Raw genomic sequence first — 21,780 nt, 5'->3', positions numbered from 1 at the left:
CATGGTATATGACACAGGGAAAACGATTTTGCAAACGAAAATCTTTATAACGGAAAGGAGGAATTATGTGCGCACCTGTTGTCATAAAAAATGAAAGTCTGTCAGAGCGGGGAAATATAAAACTGACTCCGAAAAAATTCGTACGGCGCGGTGATCTGTCTCCTGTTACAAGGCTGCATATTGCATGTGCTGCTCTCACGGCAATGGTTACCGGAGCGTGGGGAACAGTGACGGCTCTTTCAAAGCAGTTTATGATTTCCCGCACCTTTGTTTATATGCTGGCAGCGACATTGAAAGAGACGGGTGAGGCCGCTTTCGGATATGATTCCTGTGAGCCGTCTGTGACCGGACAGAGATCGGTATTCAGCCACATACTGTCTCTGAGACTTGAAGGCCGGTGTTCTCTGGAAGCCGTATCAACGATTATGAGGCGTTTCGGTATTGACAACGCATCTGTCGGTTTCATCAGTCAGACTCTGAAATATTTCGGTTCCCTGCTGCCTGACACTCTTAAAACTGACAATGGCGAGATACGGCTGCTCGTTTATCTGAGTGATGAGATATTTTCCAAAAGGGTGCCGATACTGGTCACGGCTGACCCGGTCAGTTCGGCAATACTGAAAATCGGGCTGAACGACACGCGGAAGGCCGAAGACTGGAAGAATCACTGGAACTGCCTGGAAAATAACGGATATATGGCAGTTTATGTGGTCAGTGACGAAGGCAGAGGTCTGTGCAAAGCTCAGAAAGAATCCCTGGCCCATATTTTCAGGCAGCCGGACACTTATCACGCTGTGGCACACCGGCTTGGCAGACGGGTCGGAATCCTTGAAAATGCCGCATACAAAGCCATTGGGAAAGAGGAGGAACGCTGGCGTAAGCTCGATTCCGCCAGAAGTGACGCTGTCATTTCGCGGAGAATCAAAGAATACGAGGAGGCAAAAAGGATTGCCGATGAAAAAATCGAACTGTACGACAACTTCAGTTATCTTTATCTTTCTGTCATAAATGAACTCAGACTGTTCGACAATAACGGCAATCTCAGGGAACGTGAGGAGGCGGAAGCCAATATCGGAGAGGGGCTGAATCTTCTGGAATCACTGGGAAAACCCGACATTGCCAAAGCTGTCGGAAAGGTCCGCCGCACTCTGCCTGACCTGCTCGGGTATTTCGATGTGGCAGCTCCGATTGTCTCAGAACTCAGGGGACTGCCGGTCAGTCAGGAGGCATTGCGGGCGCTTTGTCTGGCATGGCAATGGAGAAAAGAGATGATTAAGGCGAAAACCCCCGAAGCACGGAAGCACTGTGAAATGAACGAGGAATTCTGTCTCGAAACCGCGACAGGTCATCTTCAGGCCGATTATGAATATGTCAGAGAGCAGGTTTACAACGAACTGGACCGAATAGTTCGGAGTTCGTCTCTGGTCGAATGCATAAATTCGATAATCCGTCCCTACCTGAACAGTTCAAAAAACAATATAAATCAGGAGACTCTGAACCTGATCATGTTTTACCATAATCACCGCCGTTACAGGGCTGGTAAGAGAAAAGGCAGGACTCCCTATGAACTTCTGACCGGAAGGAAACAGGAAAAAGACTGGATCGAACTTCTGTTTGATACTGTGGAAAAAACGGATCCGTCTTTTGCGGTCACTGTGAATTCGTAAAAAGGAACCGGTTTTTTCAGAAAAATCCGTTTCCGGCCGCCAATTCACAAAATCGTAATATCATATCACCATAACTGAAGGTTCGTCCGCCAGCCTTCTGACACCGGAAGTGTGCCCGAAAACAAGCTTTTAAAAAGTGTCAACTACTTTTATATTAATATGAAGGATGCCTTTTTTTGTTAAACAGAATCTGCTCCTGTTGCTTTGTATTTTTCCATACTTCCCAGTGAAACCTTTCATCCTTCTCTTCCTCTTTAATAAGCAAAAGAAAGAGTTTCTTGTCTTTGTGCCCCCTGAGATAGAGGTCTATCTTGCCAAAAGCACCTATCACATTGGTTCCGGTGGGTTCAAGAACAACCGAAACTCCGCCCCCGAGGTTTAATTCCAGTATTCGGGTACTCAGGAAAATTTCCTCAGATTCAGCGTATTGTAATTCCCTGTATTCAAATGATATATAACCTTCTTCCGAATATTCGGCAAACCAGTTCCGAATTTCTTCGTATAGCCTGTTCACCTCCTGAATCCATGTTTCTCTGACCTTTTCCAGCTGACCAGCACGATATTTATTTATTTCAGATAATTTAGCTAATTTTTATTTAAATCCCATTGTCCACCTCTGCAATTTTTCTGATAATCTTCAAAGCCTGTTTTTCTTCCATCTGTCTGAACAGGTTAGCCACAGGAATCCTTTCAATATAAGTTCATTATCATTTATCTTTCTGATTTTCAAGCGGGTTAAAAAAAAAGTCAAGGGGCTTTGGCTTGTATTCACAAGGTTATATTTCATTTTTTTCTTGACCAAACAAGTCATTTTTCCTAAATATCTTTACTTTATGGAAAATTTATAAACTTTTTACCTGGTGGTTAACTTATGATAAATATAACATTTCCCGACGGAACGATAAAGGCTTTTGAAAATTCCCCGACTGGCTCGGATGTGGCAAAGAGCATTTCAGAGGGGTTGGCGAGAAACTGCGTGGCCATGGAACTGAATGGCAACTTGGTGGATTTACATTCTGAAATTACACAGGATTCCCAAATCCGGCTGATCACGACAAAGGACAAAGAAGCATTGGAAATTCTTCGTCACAGCGCGGCCCATGTCATGGCCCAGGCCATTTTACATCTTTACAAAGATGCCAAACTGACCATCGGCCCGGTGGTGGAAGATGGCTTCTATTACGATATTGATATGGAACCGGTTTCAGAGGATGATTTCCCCAAAATCGAAGCTGAGATGAAAAAAATCATCAAGGCAAAACTCCCGCTTGAGCGGAAACTTGTTTCAAAATCCGAAGCCGCGGAGTTTTATAAAAATGAGCCGTATAAGCTTGAAATGATATCAGATTTGGAAGACGGGACCATTTCCTTTTATGAGCAGGGAGATTTTACGGATTTATGCCGGGGGCCCCATGTTCCCCACACTGGCTTTGTCAAAGCCTTCAAACTGATGAAGGTTTCCGGGGCATACTGGCGGGCGGATCAGACAAAAGCCCAGCTTCAGCGAATCTACGGCACTGCTTTTTTTGACAAGAAAGAACTCAAAGCATATCTGCATTTTCTCGAAGAAGCCAAAAAGCGGAACCATCGCAAACTCGGAACCGCGCTGGACCTGTTCAGTTTCCATGAAGAAGCCCCGGGAATGGCTTTTTTTCACGCCAAAGGAATGGATGTCTGGAACGCGCTGTTGGACTATTGGCGGGAAGAACACCGGGCCGCTGGCTATGTTGAAACCAAGACCCCCATCATGCTGAACCGTGATCTGTGGGAAAGAAGCGGTCATTGGGAAAATTACCGGGAAAATATGTATGTCTCCAGTATTGATGATTTTGAATATGCCATAAAGCCCATGAACTGTCCCGGGGGAATGCTGCTTTACGGTCTCAAGCCCCATTCATACAAGGATTTGCCCATTCGTGCCGGGGAAGTGGGACTGGTTCATCGGCATGAACTGAGCGGCGTTTTGTCGGGCCTGTTCAGGGTCAGAGCCTTTCATCAGGATGATGCCCATATTTTCATGACACCGGATCAGATCCAGGATGAAATACTGGGGGTGCTGAAACTCACTGAACGGATTTACAGCACTTTCGGGCTTGGTTTTCATCTGGAACTTTCCACCCGTCCTGAAAAATCCATCGGATCCGATGAGCAGTGGGAAATGGCCACGGAAGGGCTGAGGGCTGCTTTGGACGCTTACGGGGCAGAGTATAAGATCAATGAGGGCGACGGCGCATTTTACGGGCCTAAGATTGACGTGCATATCAAAGACGCGCTGGGCCGGACCTGGCAGTGCGGAACCGTGCAGCTGGACATGTCCCTGCCGGAACGATTTGATCTCACATATATCGGCAAAGACGGTGAAAAGCATCGTCCCATTATGATCCACAGGGTTGTTTACGGCTCCATTGAGCGGTTTTTCGGCATTCTGGTTGAACATTTTGCAGGAAAATTTCCCTTATGGATGGCCCCGGTTCAGGCCATTGTCCTGCCCATGAATGATGAGCTGGTGTCCTACGCGAATGAGGTTAAACAGTCACTTGAAAAAGAGGGGCTGCGCACAGAAGTGGATGACAGAACTGAGAGCCTGAAGAAAAAAGTCCGGGATGCCCAGTTAAATTATATCCCGCTGATTCTGACCATTGGCGGAAAAGAAAAAGATTCAGGAACGCTTTCTGTGAGAACCCTGGACGGCAAAGTCAAATACGGGGTGACACACAAGGACTTCTTAGACCAAGTCCTTGCACATATAAAGGAACGAAAGCAGGAACTGGATATGTTTTAGCAGATCAGGCGCATTCCGGCCATATGGCCTTTAAAAACAGACACTAACTCTGATGTTGCTGCGGCAAATTTTCCAACCGGAAAATTGGTTTTTCGCATCTTTTCCGCCGCAGCAAAAATCATGTCTGAAAAAAACCTGAAATAGAATATCATATTCTGTTTCCAATAAAGAACGGAATAGTTTTTGCATCAGCAAAATTTATGCCAGCTATCTGCATAAGTACCTCATCAAAAATTTTTTATATTTTTTTATAAATCTCATTGCCTGTTGTCTGCTTATTCTCAGATTGGAAAATATTAAAAACTTTTGCACAGGTACTTACTTTATTAGCTATGCCTCTCTTGGTTGCGGAGTTTGACCAGATAAAAGCAGAAGGAGGATATATGTCCTTATTTCCAAAAGAAAAACTTACCTTTACACATCATGAAGAAGCTGCTGATTCGATGTCTGATGAGGATATCAATGAAAAATATGTGAAAGGCGAAGTCAGAATCGTAACCGAGCAGGCCCGGTATCCGCTAAAGACAATCGTCAGCATGCTTGACAGCGGTGATTATGAATTACAACCGGATTTCCAGAGACGGCACAGATGGTACGATTCTAAAAAGTCTCAGTTGATTGAATCATTTATAATGAATGTGCCTATCCCGCCGATTTTTCTCTATGAGGACAGTCCTTCACACTATGAAGTAATGGACGGTCTTCAGCGTCTTACTGCCATATACGAGTTTTATACGGACAAACTGGTCCTTGAAGGGCTGGAAAAATGGTCTGAACTCAACGGACGCAGGTATTCCCAGCTTCCTGAGCAGATAACAAAGGGCATTGACAGGCGTTATCTTTCTTCCATCATTTTGCTCTATGAAACCGCCAAGGATGAAAAAGAGGCGCAAAAGTTGAAACAGATGGTTTTTGAGCGAATCAACAGCGGAGGGGTCAGACTCACCCCCCAGGAAAGTCGGAATGCCATTCTCAGAGGGCCGCTGAATGATCTTTGCTGCAAATTATCCCGCAATAAATATTTATGCAGGACATGGGGTATTCCGGAGACAGATGATGAGGAATCGTTATTTGAAAATAAGCATTATCGGGAAATGAAAGATGTGGAACTGGTATTACGATTTTTTGCAACCAGACAGCGGCGGCAACTGATGCGTTCGAGAGAGTCGCTAAAGCATTATTTGGATCAGTTTCTCCGATACGGTAATCAGGAGTTCTCTCAGGAATTGCTGGAAAAGTTGGAAGATTTGTTTAGCCAGACAATCAGTCTGGTTTACGGAACTTTTGGGGAAAAAGCGTTTTGGCTGAGGCGTCCCTGGAATGATGGATGGCATTGGGAGAGAAGAGCGAGAATGACGGTCTATGATCCGCTGATGTATGTTTTTAGTCAGCATCTTGGAAATAAGAAACAGATTTTTGATTCCCGTGAGAAAATTCTATATGCTGTCGAAGAACTTTACAGGGAAAAGTATGATGAGTTCAAGGGGAAGAAGTACATTCACCAGGATGATATTGAGAGGAGAATCGCACTTTTTGAGGATATCATAGCGAATATAATAGGATAATTACGGTGGAAAATACACATCTGTATTTTAAAAAAAGACTTGATGATTTGCGCCATTACATTCATGGACTCGAATTGGAATCCCGTCTGATTTCGCTTAAAGTCAGCAAAAACTTGCAAACGGAATGTGAATCTCTGGTTTCAGCATATCAGGAACACATATTGGAAGCTCGGAAAAAAAAGCGGCAATTTGATTATAACAGTATCATCGTATCGCTTTACGGATTTCTTGAGCAGTTTATCGAGTCGCTGATTGAATCCTATCTGAAACAGTTGAATATAATAATTCCTCTCTATGCAAAGCTTCCGGAAGATATAACCAAAAATCACATAGACCTCTCTGTCGAGTTTATAAAACATATTGATGAATTGAAATATAAAGAAAAAGAATTGGTTACAAAAAAACAGCTAATATCAGACCTTCACTCCTGTATCAGTGATTCAGCAAAATATCGGCTCAATCCGTATCCCTTTGTCCATCACACGGCCAATTTCCGGCCGGAGGTGATCGCCAGATCATTTGCCAGTATCGGTGTCAGGAATGTCTCAGGTCGTGTAATAAAATGCCCTGTTTTTACCAGATATTTGAAAGAGAAGGATCCGGGAAGCGTGGATCACACAGAACCGAAAGAAGCCTTATCTGATCTGAATGATTTGGTCAGACGCAGAAATGAAGTGGCACACGGGGAAGTTCCGGATGAGCTTCTCGACAATGGCATACTCCTGGATTACATCGGCCTTCTTGAAATATATGGCAAAGCATTGTATGAAGTTGTCTATAGCGATATATTAAAATATGAAGTAAAATATAATGGGACAGAACTGGGACCAGCCATCGGAATATATAAGAAGGGAAAGATTATTGGCATATCAGTGAAAAATACAGATATTAAAGTAGGTGATTTGCTTATTGCCAAAACAACCAATGATATTCTTCCATACATGGCCGGAAAAATAGAGGAACTCCAAGTCAATAAGGATAGTTTTAAAGAAGTGCCCGCAAGTTCGTCAGGAACAGATATTGGCATACGCGTATCATTCAGAGCAAAAGAGAACCATACGTTTTTCCTAGTCAGAAAAACAGACAAAAGAAAAACCATGTCGTAAACGGATAAAGTCCAGTCTTTTCCTAACACCTAACACCTAACACTTAACACCTAACACTTAACACTTAACACCTGACACCTGACACCTGACACTTAACACTTAACACCTAACACCTAACACTTAACACTTAACACCTGACACCTAACACCCCAAAATATTGAAAGGAGGAAATCCAAATGAGTCAGCCCAATTCATATTTGCTCCGATGCTCGGCATGCGGAACAAAAAACAGAATTCCCTCGGACAAAGTCGGTCTCACGGCAAAATGCGGAAAATGCGGTGCGTCAATTCACACGGCTGATGCGTTTACGGAAAAGCCTGTGATTATCACGGACAATAATTTTGACGCCCAGGTGTTAAAATCGCCTTTGCCGGTACTTCTGGATTGCTGGGCCCCCTGGTGCGGGCCGTGTCAGATGCTCGGTCCTGTTATTGAAGAACTCGCGTCGGAATGGAAAGGGAAAGTAAGAGTTGCCAAACTGAACTCTGATGAAAATCCCGGGATTTCTGCAAAATTTCAGATCAGGAGCATTCCGTCCATATTAATATTTGATAATGGTCAGTTAAAGGACACCCTCGTAGGGGCAATGCCGAAACAGACGATTATTCAGAAAATGGCTCCGTATATCTGAGCTGTCATCAGAGGGGGATTATGTCTGCTGATTTTTACCTGCTTGCGCCGCCGTGGCGGTCACCTTCCGAATGGGACGAGGCAAACCGGACCATCCGTGATCTTATTCGTCTTTACCGCACAGAACTGGATCATCCTGTGAAGCTTGCCCGGGACATTCAGACCGGATTGGAATCTGTTTTTCCAATCTTGGACGAGTTATGCGCGGGCACCTGTCTCTGGTGTCCTGATTCCTGCTGTCTCAAGGCAAAGGTCTGGTTTGATTTTCGGGATCTGCTGTTTTTACATCTCAGCGGTCAGGAGATTCCTCCGGCCCAGCTGATGCGGGATTTAAAAGAAGAGACCTGCCGATATCTGGGGCATAAAGGATGCACCCTGCCTCGGATAAGTCGTCCGTGGGTCTGCGCCTGGTATATCTGTCCCCCTCAGATGACCAGGCTCCGCAAAAAAGCCGGTCCTGTCCGGGAAAAATTCAACCAGACGCTCCAAGGGATCAAAGACACGCGGAAGAAAATGGAAGAAGCGTTTATTCGGGTTATCAGTTAGCTGAAAACCAGCACCTTATTTTACATGGGCTTAACCACCAGAACGGCTGTTCCCGCAAGCGCTCTGACCAGTTTGATACTCACATCACCCAAAACAAATTCTTCAGCTTTTGATTTATTCTTACGGGCAATAACCACCATGTCGAAATTCCCTTTCCGAAAATAGCTGATGATTCCGTCAGATATTGTCGGATAAGATTCTGTCCCTAATTCTATATCAATGTTGTCGGGATTGAAACCATTTTCCACCAGTTTGTCTTTGGCGCTTTGCAACACAGCCAGCAGCCTTGCCGGCTCCTCCTTTGTAAATGCTTCGCCCATGAATTCCTTACTGGCCGGCATCTGCCTGAACACATGAAGCAAAGTAACATGCACATCATCCGGACAGAAAGGCAACCCCGCAATATAATCCACCGCGCTCCGGGAACTCATCGAATCTTTCAACGCCACAAGAATTGAATTCATAATCTTTTCACCCTCTTTTTTTATTCAAAAACAGAATACAGACACCTGCTCACATCCTCAATAATTTCATCCGCAGATTCGTAATATATTTCCGAGCCTCTTGAAAAGTGCATAAGAATATCATTAAATACTTTGGGAATATAGGGATATAATTTTCGTAAATTCACCAATCTCCATTTATCTAAAATAGAAAAATCTTCCGGCTCAAGACGATGGATAAGGTCTCCGTAGGTCGCTGTATCGTCATTTATCATATAAAGGCTATGAAATCCCTTTCCGATTGTACAAAGCAATATGTTTCCCAAACCAAATACATCCAGGCCAAACGGATTTTCAGGGGCATCATAATCATAATCAAAGTCTATCCATACATAGTTTCCGGTAGAATTTTCTATGATAATATGATCATTTCTTATATCACCATGTCTGAATCCGTTAATATGGAGAAAGCGCATGGCCTCAAATGCTTTTAGCAGCTTTTTCAGAATATCCGGCAGTATGGTTCGGAAATAAACCTCATGGTTCATATTGAGGGAGTCTATATAAACAAAGAGATTTTTCCCCCGTATAATATCCAATACACGGATATTGTTGTTTTTTGAATCCCTGTACGCTGTTCCGTGCATAAAATAGGGATGATCTTTCACAAGCTCCAAAATATCGCCTTCTTTATCAGGATTTCTGAAACATCTTATTTTCACACCGCCCAAGGACGTTTCAAAAGATTCAAAATAGCTGAGTTTTATGAGTTTCTTCTCTCCGGTTTCCGAATCCACAGCCCGCTTCACCCAGAATTTGGGGTCACTGATACCAAAACGGCGTTCCCGCTCATAACCTGTCACCGTATATTGTTTCTCTCCGATGAGAATCTGGTCTCCGCAGTCTATTGAAAAAAAATCTGTGGTATCTGTAAATAACCGTCCTTTTCTCATAGACTATAGCCCCTCTAACATCCGTAAAGGAAGGCTTCCCAAAGAAATCTTTACCTGATCAAGGAAATTCTTCAGACCGTTATTTTCTATCACACATCCCAGCTGCTCGGCCAGCAGACAAAAAGAATCCACATCATCCTCATCAAGTGTCCAGGATTCGTTGTTATAGATTCTTATGATGCCGATGATTCTTTCCCGGCATTTTATGGGAACAGACAACATGGAAACCAGCCCTTCCTTGTCGGCTGCCTCGGGATATTTCACACGAGGATCATTTTGCATATCCTCAATAAAAATAGGCTCTCCTGTGACAAAGGAACAGTATTTTTTATCCACAGGCAAGGGACCTTTGCCAAGATATTCATCACTGATTCCGTGGCTGCTTACGCGGAAAAACTCCTTTTCCCTGTCGTCAAAAAGCATAATACTGCATCCTTTGACTTGAAATGCCCGGCATACCCCCTCAACAGTATGATTGAGCAGCATATTCAAATCTTCATAAGTGATAATCGCTCGGCTGATAGCCTTGAATTCTTGAAGATGGATCCTTCTGACCGGTTTTTCATTCATTGTTAGTTCTCCTAGATACCAATGGTTCAGGCTGTTGTTTTTTTTAACTATCAGGACAAAAATTTTTGTTGCAGAAGACCTCCGGGGTTTCGGAACCTTCGGAGGTCTTTGAATGTTCTTTTTTATCATTCCTGAGTCATGCCGTAAGGAGACCCTTTGCCGTATCCTTTACCCTTGTATCCTTTGCCGCGTGTCATCGTATTCATAGGGCAATTCATACAGCCAAACCCCCGACCTCTGAATTTTCCTTCTAAAAATCCTCTGCCTAAGTAGGGATTAATTTTTTTCATTCGGATAATATGCTCGAGTCTTTTCATGTCAAGCCGGGCTTTATACTCGGAAAGTTCCTTTTGCAATGTTTTTGCTTTTTCAACATCCGGCGTTTTCTTAGCCATCACACTTTTCAGTTCAAGTTTTTTTTCATAGATATTTTGCCTGATGTCCTCTGTTGCGGTAAAAAAAGCACTGCGTTCTTCCTCTGCCTTTTTTATTTCATCCGCGCTGAGATCTGCCATCCAGCTGGGGCCTCCGTAACGACTTTGAGCGTGAAAGCGCTTGCCCGGACAGCCACCATATCCCATTCCCCAGTCTGCAAAAGCATTTGCACCGAAACCTGTCATGGCAATCAGCGCCAACGCCATAACCCATCGGATTACATAATTTTTTTTCATTGTAAACCTCCTTTGAATTCGACTTTTAATTCGGACGGGGCAGAACCCGTCCCGGGATTTATGGAAAAATACTTTTTTAAAACTCAATAATGAAAATAATAGAGTATGAACAAAATGTCAAGTCTCCGGCTACTTTTTTCAGAAAAATCAGCAGGGTGAGATATAAGCGACTAAAATTTAACTTTTTGATACTCGATAATCAAGTTTTTTTGTCATTCCTGCGAAAGCAGGAATCCATTTTAGGCTGATGCGGCATCTTCGAATGCTACAAATATGCCGCCTCCACGGGGCTTGGCCGGCCTCTCCTAAATCCGTTATAATCAGAAGTTTTTTTGTCATTCCTGCTTTCGCAGGAATGACAAGGGGTCCTGCCGGATCGGATCAAAAAACCTGCATTCCATTGTGTCAAAATAAAGCTGAAACAGCAAATATGGCCATGTTACCAAGAACATGTATGGTAATGGGAACCATAAGTTTGCCTTCTGTTTCATAAGCAACGGCAAACAAGACTCCGCCCACTGCCTGTGTCGGGCTTCTGACAGAATGGAGAAGTACAAATATCAGTGTACTCAGAAAAAGAGCGACAAATATGCCCAGGGGTCTCAGAAATCCGTAAAGCATTCCCCTGAAAAAAATCTCTTCCGCAACAGGTGCCACAAATCCGCCCACAAAGAGAAAAAGAAGTAACTCTCCTGTTTGTTCGGGAAAGCGGGTATGAATAAGCGTTGAAGGGGATTGCCCATAAAAAAACAGAATACCCAAACCAATAAATACCACAATCCCGAAAGCAGCGGACCAGAGCATTCCCCGCCACAGCCCGGAACATAACTGATTTTTTCCCAGTCCTAAGGAAGATAAGCCATTGCCCCAGACAATAAAAATCAGAAGAAAAAGATGAATCTGAAGCAAACGAATCGCTCCTATGACAAGCATCCGGGGAATCATATCCATTGACAAAATGACACTTGCCACCAGTTCGGTAAAAAGCAGAACACCGACACATATAAAAAAAGGTTTTATTTCAACAGTCATTTGGAAATGACGATTATACATAACATACAAAGATCGCAAAGCTTTCAATTTCCGATATCCAATTCTCAATTTTCAATTTCCGATATCCAATTCTCAATTCTCAATTCTCAATTCTCAATTCCCTTTCTCTGCTTCCACCTGAGTTTTCTGAGTGCTTTATATGCGTACCATTGGACATACCAGTTATCAGATGTTCTTATCCGCCTCAGAATCTTCCCGACAGCCTTTTTTTCGCCTCTCTGCCCCAGCGCGTAGAACGCGCTGTAAACCACATTGAAATTAGGATCATCAAGAAGTTTCAATATGTCGTAATACACCTTGGGAGACCGGCTGCCCCCCATGGCTCTTGCCAACCAGTAACGTTCCGGAATATGAGGACTTTCCATTATTTTTGTATAAGAAGGAAATTTGCTGATATCAATCCTTCTTTTCCTTATGGTTTTCAGAGCCGCGACCCTGCGGTGCCAGTTATCAGATTCCAGATAGTCAGCCAATTCTGTGGTCTCAATATATTCCTCAGTATCGAAACGCAAGGACAGAAGCAGGCTCAGTCCTATGATGAAACAGAATATTCCTGCAAGCACCGAAGCCGAAGCCGGTTTCATAAAGAATCCTGACAGAATACGAAACACCACATAAATCCCGACATACAAGGTTACCGAAGGGACGAGCAAAAGGGAGAGAAAGGTGAATTTCCTAAAAAACACGTATTTGTCGCTTCTTTCGGAAAACATTTTTAGTATCTCCCGAGGGGAGCGGAGAAATTCTCCGGGGGTGGTTTCAAGAATTGTCCAGACCTGAATTTTAAAAATGAGACGACCTCTTATTTTTATAATATCAAGATCCGTGGGTTCTCCTCTTTCAAGAATCAGATAATCATGATTAAGCAATATTTTTTCAATACGCTCTCGCAGAGCCATGTCATCTATTAACGCGAGACTGCATGTTTTGATAAGTTTCTGGTTCTGAGATTTAAAAAGCCGTGCCGCGTAAAGTGTATATTTATAATAGAAATCATTCAGTTTTATACCTACAGGATTTGACAGCAGCAGGTTGTCGCGGGTTTTTAAAAATATCTGATCATTCATCAGGTTTGATTTTGCACCGATAACCATCAGAATCATCAGAGAAATAAAATGAACCATCAGCTTCAAAGGCATTTTTTCAGGCGGATCCGGAAGCCACAGTCTTGTGAGCGAAGCCACGATGACAGGTATCAGAAGGAAAAACGCGCTGGGGATTTTCGAAAACCCCTGGCTGTTAATTTCGCACACGCACCAAAGCCAGGCAATCATGAAACAAAGAAAAAAGCAGCTGTTTCTGAAAAAAATACGGTCCCAGGCCCAAACCGCCCCGAAAGAGAGGAAAGTAAGGCATATTCCCACGGTCAGCGTAAAAAAAAGACCCCCGAGAAATGCGGATGTGAATGTCCCGAGGCTGTCCATGACATATGAATTGGGAACCGCAAGATACCCGGCATAGATAATGGCTTCAACCCTCTCCAAAAGCTCAGTATTTGATTTGTAAACCCCGATGGTTGATAACACTTGTGAGATCATCAGCCCCACAAATATGACTTTGAAAACATAAAAATGTCTGTTTATATAATTCATTATTTTTTTATGTGTTTTCATTGGCCTCAATTCTCAATTCTCAATTCTCAATTTCCAACACCTTCATAGATTCTTCGCCAAACTGTGAGATCACACGGACCGCAATTTTCTGTCTGTTTTTTTTGATCTCAATGGGATGGGACAAATGACCATACAGCCTGTCAAATGCGTGTTGGTCAATTTCGATTTTAAATATTTTTTCAGCGGTTTTTCTGGCTCTTGCGGAAGCGGTTTTGTCCAATCCTTTTTTCCAGTTGTCCATTTCCTTTTTATTGCCGCCGCAGAAAAACACCTGTCTGACAATGAAATTACTGCCATCATAATCATCATCTGTCATCCAATAGGCAATGTCATGAATATTTCGTGCCTTGATTTGGTCTCTGATGGGGTCGTAAATGTCGAGACCGAGAAGCTCCACCTGAACGGTTTTTCCGTTCCTGTTCAATCTCACGTCTGGTTCGCCAATGGTGACAAATGAAGCCGCCTTTTTGTCCTTTTTGAGCAGCCCTTCCTGCATGAGATCGTCGTGCATTCGGACTTTGGTGACTTCAAAGGAGCCTAAGCTTGTGGTTTCATTCCGGTTTGAAATGTCGCTGTCAAAAGAAAAACCAAGAATAATGAGCCAGTCCGCATCTCCTCTGGTGCGGCATTCTTTCACGGCTTCGTTCACCATGAGCTTGTTCACGGTTCCGAATTTGGGCCCGATGTGGAGGTAAGCTTTTTTTTCTCCGTCCGCACCCTGGTAAAAGCCTTCCGCATGGAGATAGGGGCTGTTCAGCGCATCCACGCGGGTAAATACCGCATGTTCGTTTTTTATGCCGTTCTTCACGCCCGCGGACATGAGATGCTCAAAGATACGCGCTTCAAATTTGTCCTGGGGATCGTGGGTCTGTTCCAAAGATTCAGGGGAGGCGATGTCCAGGCTTTGCAGGGTTTCAACAGTGAACGGTCCGGCAACCCGGAGCCTTTTTTTGTCTTCATAGGGCTGATCATAAAGGGTCTCTTCAGCAGGGGACTCGTCATTTGCCAAAGATTTTAAGGTGATGTGCGGCACTTTTTTATAGATAAATCCCTGGCAGATGTCATGGGTCTTTTCATCGTGGAGCTTGTAAAAGGGAAATGTCGCTGTCATTACCCGGGTTTTGGCGATGTTCAGCGCAATGCGGGACGTGTCAATGGTGATCCAGCGGCGGCCCCATTGCTCGGCCATATAAGCGGTTGTGCCGCTGCCGCAGGTGGGGTCTAAGACCAAATCCCCGGGATCTGTGGTCATAAGCAGGCAACGTTGGATAACTTTGGTATATGTTTGAACTACATAATGTTTTTCATTACTGAAACCGCTGATCCGAGTGTCATCCCAATGGGTTGAAATTGGATAAATAGGGAAATCATTAAAATAACGAACAAATCTTGGGGTATTTCCAACTAATATAATCCTATCTTTCTTAATTAAATTCTCCAGACCCCTCAAATTTGTTTTCCAGCCCCCTCTTGAAGGAGGATTTATTTTTTTATCATCAAATTCAAAAGAATATTGAGTCGTACTTCCCCCGGATTGTGAAGTAAAATTATCGTGGCTAAATAATTTATCCTGACTCGTAATTTTAGGATTAAACAGATCATACTGCCTCAAAGCTTTCCATTCTCCATTTTTTAACATCAAGTATTTATATTCTTTAGCCCCAGGTCCTCCAATTTTTTTGGGAAGGTATAATTGGCGATATTTAAGGAATTCTGAATTTTTTCCATACCAGATAATATAATCAGCATTTTCATCAAGATATTTTCCTCCTTTTGAGGTAGTTTTAAAAAAAATAATTTGTCTCACAAAATTCTCACTCCCAAACACCTCATCCATCAGACATCTCACCAGATGGACATTTTCATCTGAAATCTGCACAAAGCAGGAACCGCTCTCCGTGAGCAGGTCTTTTGCCACAAGAAGCCGGTCCCGCAAATAACTCAGATAAGAATGAATCCCGAGTTCCCACGTATCCCGATACGCCTTTATCTGCTCCGGCTCTCCGCTTAAATGATCATCTTTTCCATCTGCGACATTACGATTATCCAGCTTCATCTGCCAATTTGAGCCATATCTGATCCCATATGGCGGATCAATATAAATCATCTGGACCTTCCCGGCCATGCCCTCCCGCTCAAGCAGAGACGTCATCACCAACAGAGAATCCCCCAGAATCATCCGATTTGTCCAATCATCCTGATGTCTGTAATATTCCGCCACCTTATCCAGTTCATCCATTTGGATTCCATTGCCAAAAAGCTCAAACAAAGACAACTGCTCCTGATTTTCTTCTTCTCTGAGTTTATACAAATTTTCAATTAAAATTTCAGGCGAAATATGTTCATGGCGATACAGGGACCGGATATCCACCTTCAGCAATGTTTCCCGGTCATCATTTGCATATTTGTTCAGCCAAAACAATTCCGGGTCCTGCCCCCGATGCGTCACCGGATTCAGCGGAAACGCGGCCGTTTTTTTTTCCCGGACTTTCGCATTTGCCTTCTCATAACCGGCCTCTTCTTTAGACGGAATGTGCATACGCTTTTCGTGTTTATGTTTGATGGATTTTATGGGCATGTTATTTTAATTTAACCCCTTCGGATAAGTTGAGTAATGTTGAATTGCCCCGTGAGCGGGAACCATAAAGAATAATCTCCGCGTCAGGCTCCATCTCGAGGATAGCTTTTTTTACTTGTTTTATCAATATGTCTCGATACATTTTCTTTACTCCGGGCCAAGGGAGGCGGAACGCGTTCTGATCTTGAAAGTTCTGTCATCCTGTAAACCAGGGATCAGACACATTCCCGAATTTTTTCAATGAGTTGATTTTTAATATCCCTGATATCGTCCGCGATCTCGACAAACCGCCATTCATCATACTCGTATTTTTCTCTGACAGTGTTCACCGCGGGGAGCCAGCGATTCTCCACATACCATTTTTTTTCCGCCTTGTCCTTATTCATTCCTGTTATTTCAATAATCAGTTGAATCCTCTTCCCATTTTCAGATTTACATTGTGCAATAAAATCAGGATAATAATGCTTATCATCCTTGCCATCTTTCAGATATGGAATCGCAAACCCCAGAAATTCATTTTTCACATAGCAAACCACCTCATCCATCTCTTCCAGAGTCTTTGCCGCGATCTGTTCCCAGGCATTTGTATCTGCAACCACAAAATTCACATGGCTTTTCGTGGTCTGATAAATCTTTTTCCTTGTCACCCCGTTCACATGACAAGTGGAACCGAATTTATTGTACGAATTAAACACAGGAAGGATACTGTCATGCTTTTGCTGATCCGCATGAATCCCCCGCATGATATGGTGGCAATATCGCATTTCATCCAGATGAAACAGCATGTTTTTAAATGCGTCGCCAATACAGCAAACCTTTGTGCGTACCCATTCCTGAACAATTTTTTTCAGGACAGGAAAATGGTAAAACAGGGGATTTCCGTCATCATCCCTGAAACAAAGGGAAATCAGAGACTGGGTGATATGATAAATCAGCTCCTGTTCCCGTTTTTCTTTCAGCTCCTCCAGCGACAACGTTTTGGATGCCGGCGAAAACGCTGTTGTCAGTTTGGTCTCAGCAGGCAATTTTGAGCCATCAATCTCAAACGGTTCTATCTGGCTGAAATCCGCTCTGATCTCATCATTTAATCGCTCAATCCTGTAACCCGTGATATTGGGAAAACAAATCTCATACGCGCCCCGTTCCGGCAGTGCCCTGATCTGAACCATATCTCCCTTAGGCGGTGTCACAGCAGTTTTCCCGCCCTTGAAGAATTTAAAAGGCACACCGATCACATGGGCATATTCCGGCGGGAACTGGCCGGTCTCGTCCCTGTAATAATTCACCCGCCTGAGCGCACGTCCCACCACCTGCTCACACAGCAGCTGGGACCCAAAAGCCCGCAGTCCCATGATATGTGTGACCGTGTTCGCGTCCCATCCCTCTGTGAGCATGGACACGGACACCACGCATCGGACATGCGCGCCCAGGGTTCCCATTTTACCCACCGTGTTGACCACCTCCCGCAACAAATCCGAGTCTGTGATCTGATCTACGGACCTGTCCGGGCGGAGTCTGCGATAATCTGCTTTGAACCGCTCAATCTCGGACGCGAATATTTTTTTAAACTGCGGCGTGATCTGATCGGAATTCTCCAGCTCCTCTGAATCAATAAGCAACGTGGGCGGCTTTCTGAGGAGCTGGCGGGTATTCGGGTCAAAATTGTCAAACAACTCGAATTTCCCGTTCACCACCTGAGTCTCCCCCTCTTCTCGCTCAATTTCATATCCCGCGATATATCTGAAAATTTCTGAAGAAATACTGGTGTTATTGCAGACCACGATAAAAACAGGGGGGCTGTCAAACAATTCCCGGACCTTTTCATATTCCTTTTTATAATGGGAATAAAACTGCTCCAAACCGATCCTCACCAGTTCCGGCAGTTGGGGATGCGCTGTAAATTTCTGTTTCTTTGCGCTTTTTTTAGGCAGATCATCTTTCACAAACTCGTAAATATTGCGGAGTTTGGGCATTTCAATCTCCTGGGTGGTGTCTGTCTCAGGCATAAAGGGAATCTTCACCAGCCCCGACTCCATGGCCTCCACCAGCCCGAAGTCACTCACCACCCAAGGAAACAGGGTATAAGGATCATAGCCTGACCCATTCAGATAATAGGGTGTCGCGCTCAGGTCATACACGGCCCGGACTTTGAATTTCTTTGCAATCTCAGCAATTCCTGTGATCCAGACCGCGGCCCGCTGATTTTCCTTTTGCTTTGTTTTTACTTTTGGGAGGTAGCAGTGATGGGCCTCATCATTAATGACCACCACCCGCCGGCCTTTTCTGAATTTCCCCAGGACCTTTTGGATGACACGGGCATAATCTTCCATGCCATGGTCTTTGTTTCTTCCTTTTTTGCCGTCAAAAGGGCTTTTCTTGTTGCCCTTCAGCACCCGGCGTTCAAGGGAATGGCGGTTGGTAATCACAAGCTTTGCATTCAGCCCGGACAATCGGTTTTCAAAAGCATATGGCACCAGGTCCCGGATATGATAATAATCTTTTGCATCATATTTATGCCGGGCCTCTGTATCCGCAAATAAGACCCCGAGACGATCCTTGATGGTTATCCCCGGGGTCAGGATAAGAAAATAATCTGCAAACCGTACATCATTTCTGTATTCGGTCCGATTAAAGAAATGATAAAGAATCTGCATGGCCATGACCACGGTTTTTCCTGTTCCTGTGGCCATTTTAAACGCAATTCGGGGCAAATTAAATCCAGTATGTGTCTTTCTTATAACCTGCCCCTCACGGATCCGGTTCAGAATATTCTGCCCCGCGTTGGATTTTTCCGCGGCTTCGTTCAGCCAGACTGCGATTTCAATGGCCTCTCTCTGGGCAAAAAACAGTTTGTTATTCCGTTCAGGATTCAGAAACCAGAAGGTCAGCAGCTCCCCGGTCACACGGGTGACATTGGGATATCCCGCAGTTCGCCACGCGCCTGCTTCCCTGCGGATGAGATTCACCAGATGGGTGTCATAGGTATCAGAAACATCTTTTACGGTAAAGACCTGTTTTTGCTTCCCCGGCTTCACCGGCGCGAGGGGAACATCCGGAACAAAGGGCCTCCTCCCGCTGATGATGTTGTCATAATCCAAACTTCCGTCCAGCTGGGTATCATAATAATGATCCGGTTCTTCAAAAGGGCTGTTTAATATGGGATTAAATGATGAAGACATGCCTTATCCTTAATTTTTTATATGAAAGTGTTAGGTGTTAAGTGTTAGGTGTTAGGTGTTAAGTGTTAGGTGTTAAGTGTTAAGTGTCAGGTGTTAAGTGTTAGGTGTTAAGTGTTAGGTGTTAAGTGTTAGGTGTTAAGTGTTAGGTGTTAAGTGTTAAGTGTTAAGAAAAATTAAAAAATTTTCATGTGACATTGTGACAGGCAGGTCATGTCTGTTTATATGAGGTATTCCATGACAATGAAAAAAACTACCCTATGACTTATATAATGTCAATCACATACAGGCAGCAGAATGATGAAACAACAATAAGGGATTTCCCCAAAATAAAATACCCCTATCATTTTGCGCAGTTTTAAAAAAATAATTAACCATTAACTGTAATCTCGATGATCAGGCTTTCGGGTGTGTCCCACCTTTTACACAAGGACAGGTTTTATGTGTGAAAGGCGGGACCCATCCGGTTTTTTTGCCACGAAGGCACGAAGACACAAAGTCTCACGAAGTCTCTTTGCGGTTCCTCTGTGTCTTTGCGGCTGATTTTTTCGGATAAAAGGCGGGACACGCCTGTTTTTTCTGCCGCGAAGACACGAAGTCTGACGAAGTCTCTTTGCGGTTCCTTTGTGTCTTTGTGGCTGATTTTTTCGGATGTGTAAAAGGTGGGACACCCCCAGGCTTTCTGAAAGCAGCGGATTCCTGCTTTCGCAGGAATGGCAAAAAAAATTTGGGTAGTCCTGCACGAGCAGTGATGAATGAGATTCAGTGTCCCGATAATCGGGGAACTGAACGAGATTTATCACCACCTTTGCAGGACTACCAAAACTTGGTCGTCGAGTGTAACACTGTCACATGATTCTGTAACATAAAAATGTTACACCTCCGCACTTTCCTTCCTCCTCGGTTTATACCAAATGAAAAGATATGTTTTCAGCATATTATAATCATAAAACCTCATTTTTTTGGGTGTGACAAAAATTTTATGTGTAACAGAATGTGTAACATTTCTCACCAGAAGAATGAGAACTTCCGATACGCTTCATTTAAAATTAATCTTTATTTATCAGAAGGTTATAAAATAAACTTCTGTTTGGCCCGGGTTGGCACTCATCTTGCTTATATTTATTCACAGATTAATCCTTCCCGTCATCCGGACGGAACAACATTGGAAAGATCATCAACATGAAAAAGGTTCGCACATCAAAAACTGACTGTGATGATAAGAAACTTGAGGGACGTTACGCCAATTATTTCAAGGTCGGGCACAATGCCTCTGAGTTCTTATTCGATTTCGGGCAGTTTTATTCTGAAAACGGAGAAGGGGATATTTATATCCGTATTGTTACGAGTCCGGTTTATGCGAAATCTTTTTTGGAAGTGCTTCGGCAGTCTGTTGAGCAGTATGAGCGGAGTTTTGGGCGCATCCTGGAAAAAAATAAATAGCAGACAAGCTCGTCAGTGGATCACGGGACTTCCTGAGCAACAATCACGTTCTGGCCAATTCAAACAATGCTAAAATCGGCGATCCTGTGTTGCAGCCAGGCCCTTATGACGGGGGAAGATACCCGGCAGATATGATTGCGCGTTTATCCCGCTATGTGCCGATTCATTTTGGTGGTCGTGCCAATTACGTTGATGCTGCGATTGCTGAAGGCCAGTTCCATGATATTGACCGCGGCGTATATTGGATCGGACATGTTAAAGGTGTGAAAACCGTAAAAAACAAATTTTCCGGTGTTCTCTCCGGAGTGCGAAAAATGTTTTTTCGCAACTGCAAAAATATAATTTTTGCACTCCGGATATTGCAAAAATACAATTTTTGCACTCCGGCTCCGTCCGGTGTTCTTTCCGGAGTGCGAAAAATGTTTTTTCGCAACTGCAAAAATACAATTTTTGCACTCCGGCTCCGTCCGGTGTTCTTTCCGGAGTGCGAAAAATGTTTTTTCGCAACTGCAAAAATACAATTTTTGCACTCCGGCTCCGTCCGGTGTTCTTTCCGGAGTGCGAAAAATGTTTTTTCGCAACTGCAAAAATACAATTTTTGCACTCCGGCTCCGTCCGGTGTTCTTTCCGGAGTGCGAAAAATGTTTTTTCGCAACTGCAAAAATACAATTTTTGCACTCCGGCTCCGTCCGGTGTTCTTTCCGGAGTGCGAAAAATGTTTTTTCGCAACTGCAAAAATACAATTTTTGCACTCCGGATATTGCAAAAATCAATTTTTGCACTCCGGCTCCGTCCGGTGTTCTTTCCGGAGTGCGAAAAATGTTTTTTCGCAACTGCAAAAATATAATTTTTGCACTCCGGCTCCGTCCGGTGTTCTTTCCGGAGTGCGAAAAATGTTTTTTCGCAACTGCAAAAATACAATTTTTGCACTCCGGCTCCGTCCGGTGTTCTTTCCGGAGTGCGAAAAATGTTTTTTCGCAACT

Annotated in this window: 17 protein-coding genes; 7 read left to right on the top strand and 10 right to left on the bottom strand. The window is 43.8% G+C overall.

Annotated features, from left to right (window positions below; all coding sequences use genetic code 11):
- Positions 1-65: 65 nt before the first annotated feature.
- Complete coding sequence (locus dnm_RS19095; protein ID WP_207678503.1) at positions 66-1,667, top strand: hypothetical protein; 1,602 nt, start codon at positions 66-68, stop codon at positions 1,665-1,667.
- Between the two features lie 154 nt (positions 1,668-1,821).
- On the opposite strand, the gene dnm_RS19090 is transcribed toward dnm_RS19095, so the two are convergent.
- Positions 1,822-2,181, bottom strand: coding sequence for a hypothetical protein (locus tag dnm_RS19090; RefSeq protein WP_207678502.1), 360 nt, complete (start codon positions 2,179-2,181; stop codon positions 1,822-1,824).
- Between the two features lie 357 nt (positions 2,182-2,538).
- Between dnm_RS19090 and thrS the strand changes: the two genes are divergently transcribed.
- The 5 genes from thrS to dnm_RS19065 all read left to right on the top strand — a co-directional run bounded on the left by thrS (position 2,539) and on the right by dnm_RS19065 (position 8,297).
- Positions 2,539-4,449: a threonine--tRNA ligase gene (thrS, locus tag dnm_RS19085; protein WP_207678501.1), complete on the top strand. Its 1,911-nt coding sequence runs from the start codon at positions 2,539-2,541 to the stop codon at positions 4,447-4,449.
- Positions 4,450-4,832: 383 nt separating this feature from the next.
- Positions 4,833-6,014 (top strand): DUF262 domain-containing protein, encoded by a 1,182-nt coding sequence (locus tag dnm_RS19080; RefSeq protein WP_207678500.1) that lies wholly within the window; start codon positions 4,833-4,835, stop codon positions 6,012-6,014.
- Positions 6,015-6,019: 5 nt separating this feature from the next.
- Positions 6,020-7,120, top strand: a complete 1,101-nt coding sequence (locus tag dnm_RS19075) for an MAE_28990/MAE_18760 family HEPN-like nuclease (RefSeq protein ID WP_207678499.1) — start codon at positions 6,020-6,022, stop codon at positions 7,118-7,120.
- Positions 7,121-7,296: 176 nt separating this feature from the next.
- A complete protein-coding gene (gene trxC, locus dnm_RS19070) occupies positions 7,297-7,752 on the top strand; it encodes a thioredoxin TrxC (protein ID WP_207678498.1) in 456 nt (151 codons plus the stop codon).
- A 20-nt stretch (positions 7,753-7,772) separates the two neighbouring features.
- Positions 7,773-8,297, top strand: a complete 525-nt coding sequence (locus tag dnm_RS19065) for a hypothetical protein (RefSeq protein WP_207678497.1) — start codon at positions 7,773-7,775, stop codon at positions 8,295-8,297.
- Between the two features lie 20 nt (positions 8,298-8,317).
- On the opposite strand, the gene dnm_RS19060 is transcribed toward dnm_RS19065, so the two are convergent.
- From dnm_RS19060 to dnm_RS19025, 8 genes are all read right to left on the bottom strand, one after another.
- Positions 8,318-8,761, bottom strand: a complete 444-nt coding sequence (locus dnm_RS19060; protein ID WP_207678496.1) for a universal stress protein — start codon at positions 8,759-8,761, stop codon at positions 8,318-8,320.
- Positions 8,762-8,781: 20 nt separating this feature from the next.
- Entirely contained in the window at positions 8,782-9,693 is a 912-nt protein-coding gene (locus tag dnm_RS19055) for a protein kinase family protein (protein WP_207678495.1), read from the bottom strand.
- 3 nt (positions 9,694-9,696) lie between these two features.
- On the bottom strand, positions 9,697-10,263 hold the full coding sequence (locus dnm_RS19050; RefSeq protein WP_207678494.1) for a GAF domain-containing protein: 567 nt from the start codon (positions 10,261-10,263) through the stop codon (positions 9,697-9,699).
- A gap of 125 nt (positions 10,264-10,388) precedes the next feature.
- Positions 10,389-10,934, bottom strand: a complete 546-nt coding sequence (locus tag dnm_RS19045; RefSeq protein ID WP_207678493.1) for a periplasmic heavy metal sensor — start codon at positions 10,932-10,934, stop codon at positions 10,389-10,391.
- A 405-nt stretch (positions 10,935-11,339) separates the two neighbouring features.
- Positions 11,340-12,035 carry a CPBP family intramembrane glutamic endopeptidase MrtD gene (gene mrtD / locus dnm_RS19040; RefSeq protein ID WP_207678492.1) on the bottom strand — a complete coding sequence of 232 codons (696 nt, stop codon included), beginning with the start codon at positions 12,033-12,035 and terminating at the stop codon, positions 11,340-11,342.
- Between the two features lie 38 nt (positions 12,036-12,073).
- Positions 12,074-13,600, bottom strand: coding sequence for a HEAT domain-containing putative sorting protein (locus dnm_RS19035; protein ID WP_207678491.1), 1,527 nt, complete (start codon positions 13,598-13,600; stop codon positions 12,074-12,076).
- A 19-nt stretch (positions 13,601-13,619) separates the two neighbouring features.
- Positions 13,620-16,139 (bottom strand): site-specific DNA-methyltransferase, encoded by a 2,520-nt coding sequence (locus dnm_RS19030; protein WP_207678490.1) that lies wholly within the window; start codon positions 16,137-16,139, stop codon positions 13,620-13,622.
- Positions 16,140-16,393: 254 nt separating this feature from the next.
- On the bottom strand, positions 16,394-19,357 hold the full coding sequence (locus dnm_RS19025) for a BPTD_3080 family restriction endonuclease (protein WP_207678489.1): 2,964 nt from the start codon (positions 19,355-19,357) through the stop codon (positions 16,394-16,396).
- 1,179 nt (positions 19,358-20,536) lie between these two features.
- Here dnm_RS19025 and dnm_RS19020 point away from each other — a divergent pair.
- Positions 20,537-20,797, top strand: coding sequence for a DUF3467 domain-containing protein (locus tag dnm_RS19020; protein WP_207678488.1), 261 nt, complete (start codon positions 20,537-20,539; stop codon positions 20,795-20,797).
- 143 nt (positions 20,798-20,940) lie between these two features.
- On the opposite strand, the gene dnm_RS19015 is transcribed toward dnm_RS19020, so the two are convergent.
- Positions 20,941-21,579 (bottom strand): hypothetical protein, encoded by a 639-nt coding sequence (locus dnm_RS19015; RefSeq protein WP_207678487.1) that lies wholly within the window; start codon positions 21,577-21,579, stop codon positions 20,941-20,943.
- Positions 21,580-21,780 lie beyond the last annotated feature (201 nt).

Source organism: Desulfonema magnum (assembly GCF_017377395.1).
Classification (GTDB): Bacteria; Desulfobacterota; Desulfobacteria; order Desulfobacterales; family 4be13; genus Desulfonema_C; species Desulfonema_C magnum.
The sequence above is the reverse complement of the archived record's forward strand: the minus strand, read 5'-3'. Positions and strand labels throughout refer to the sequence as shown.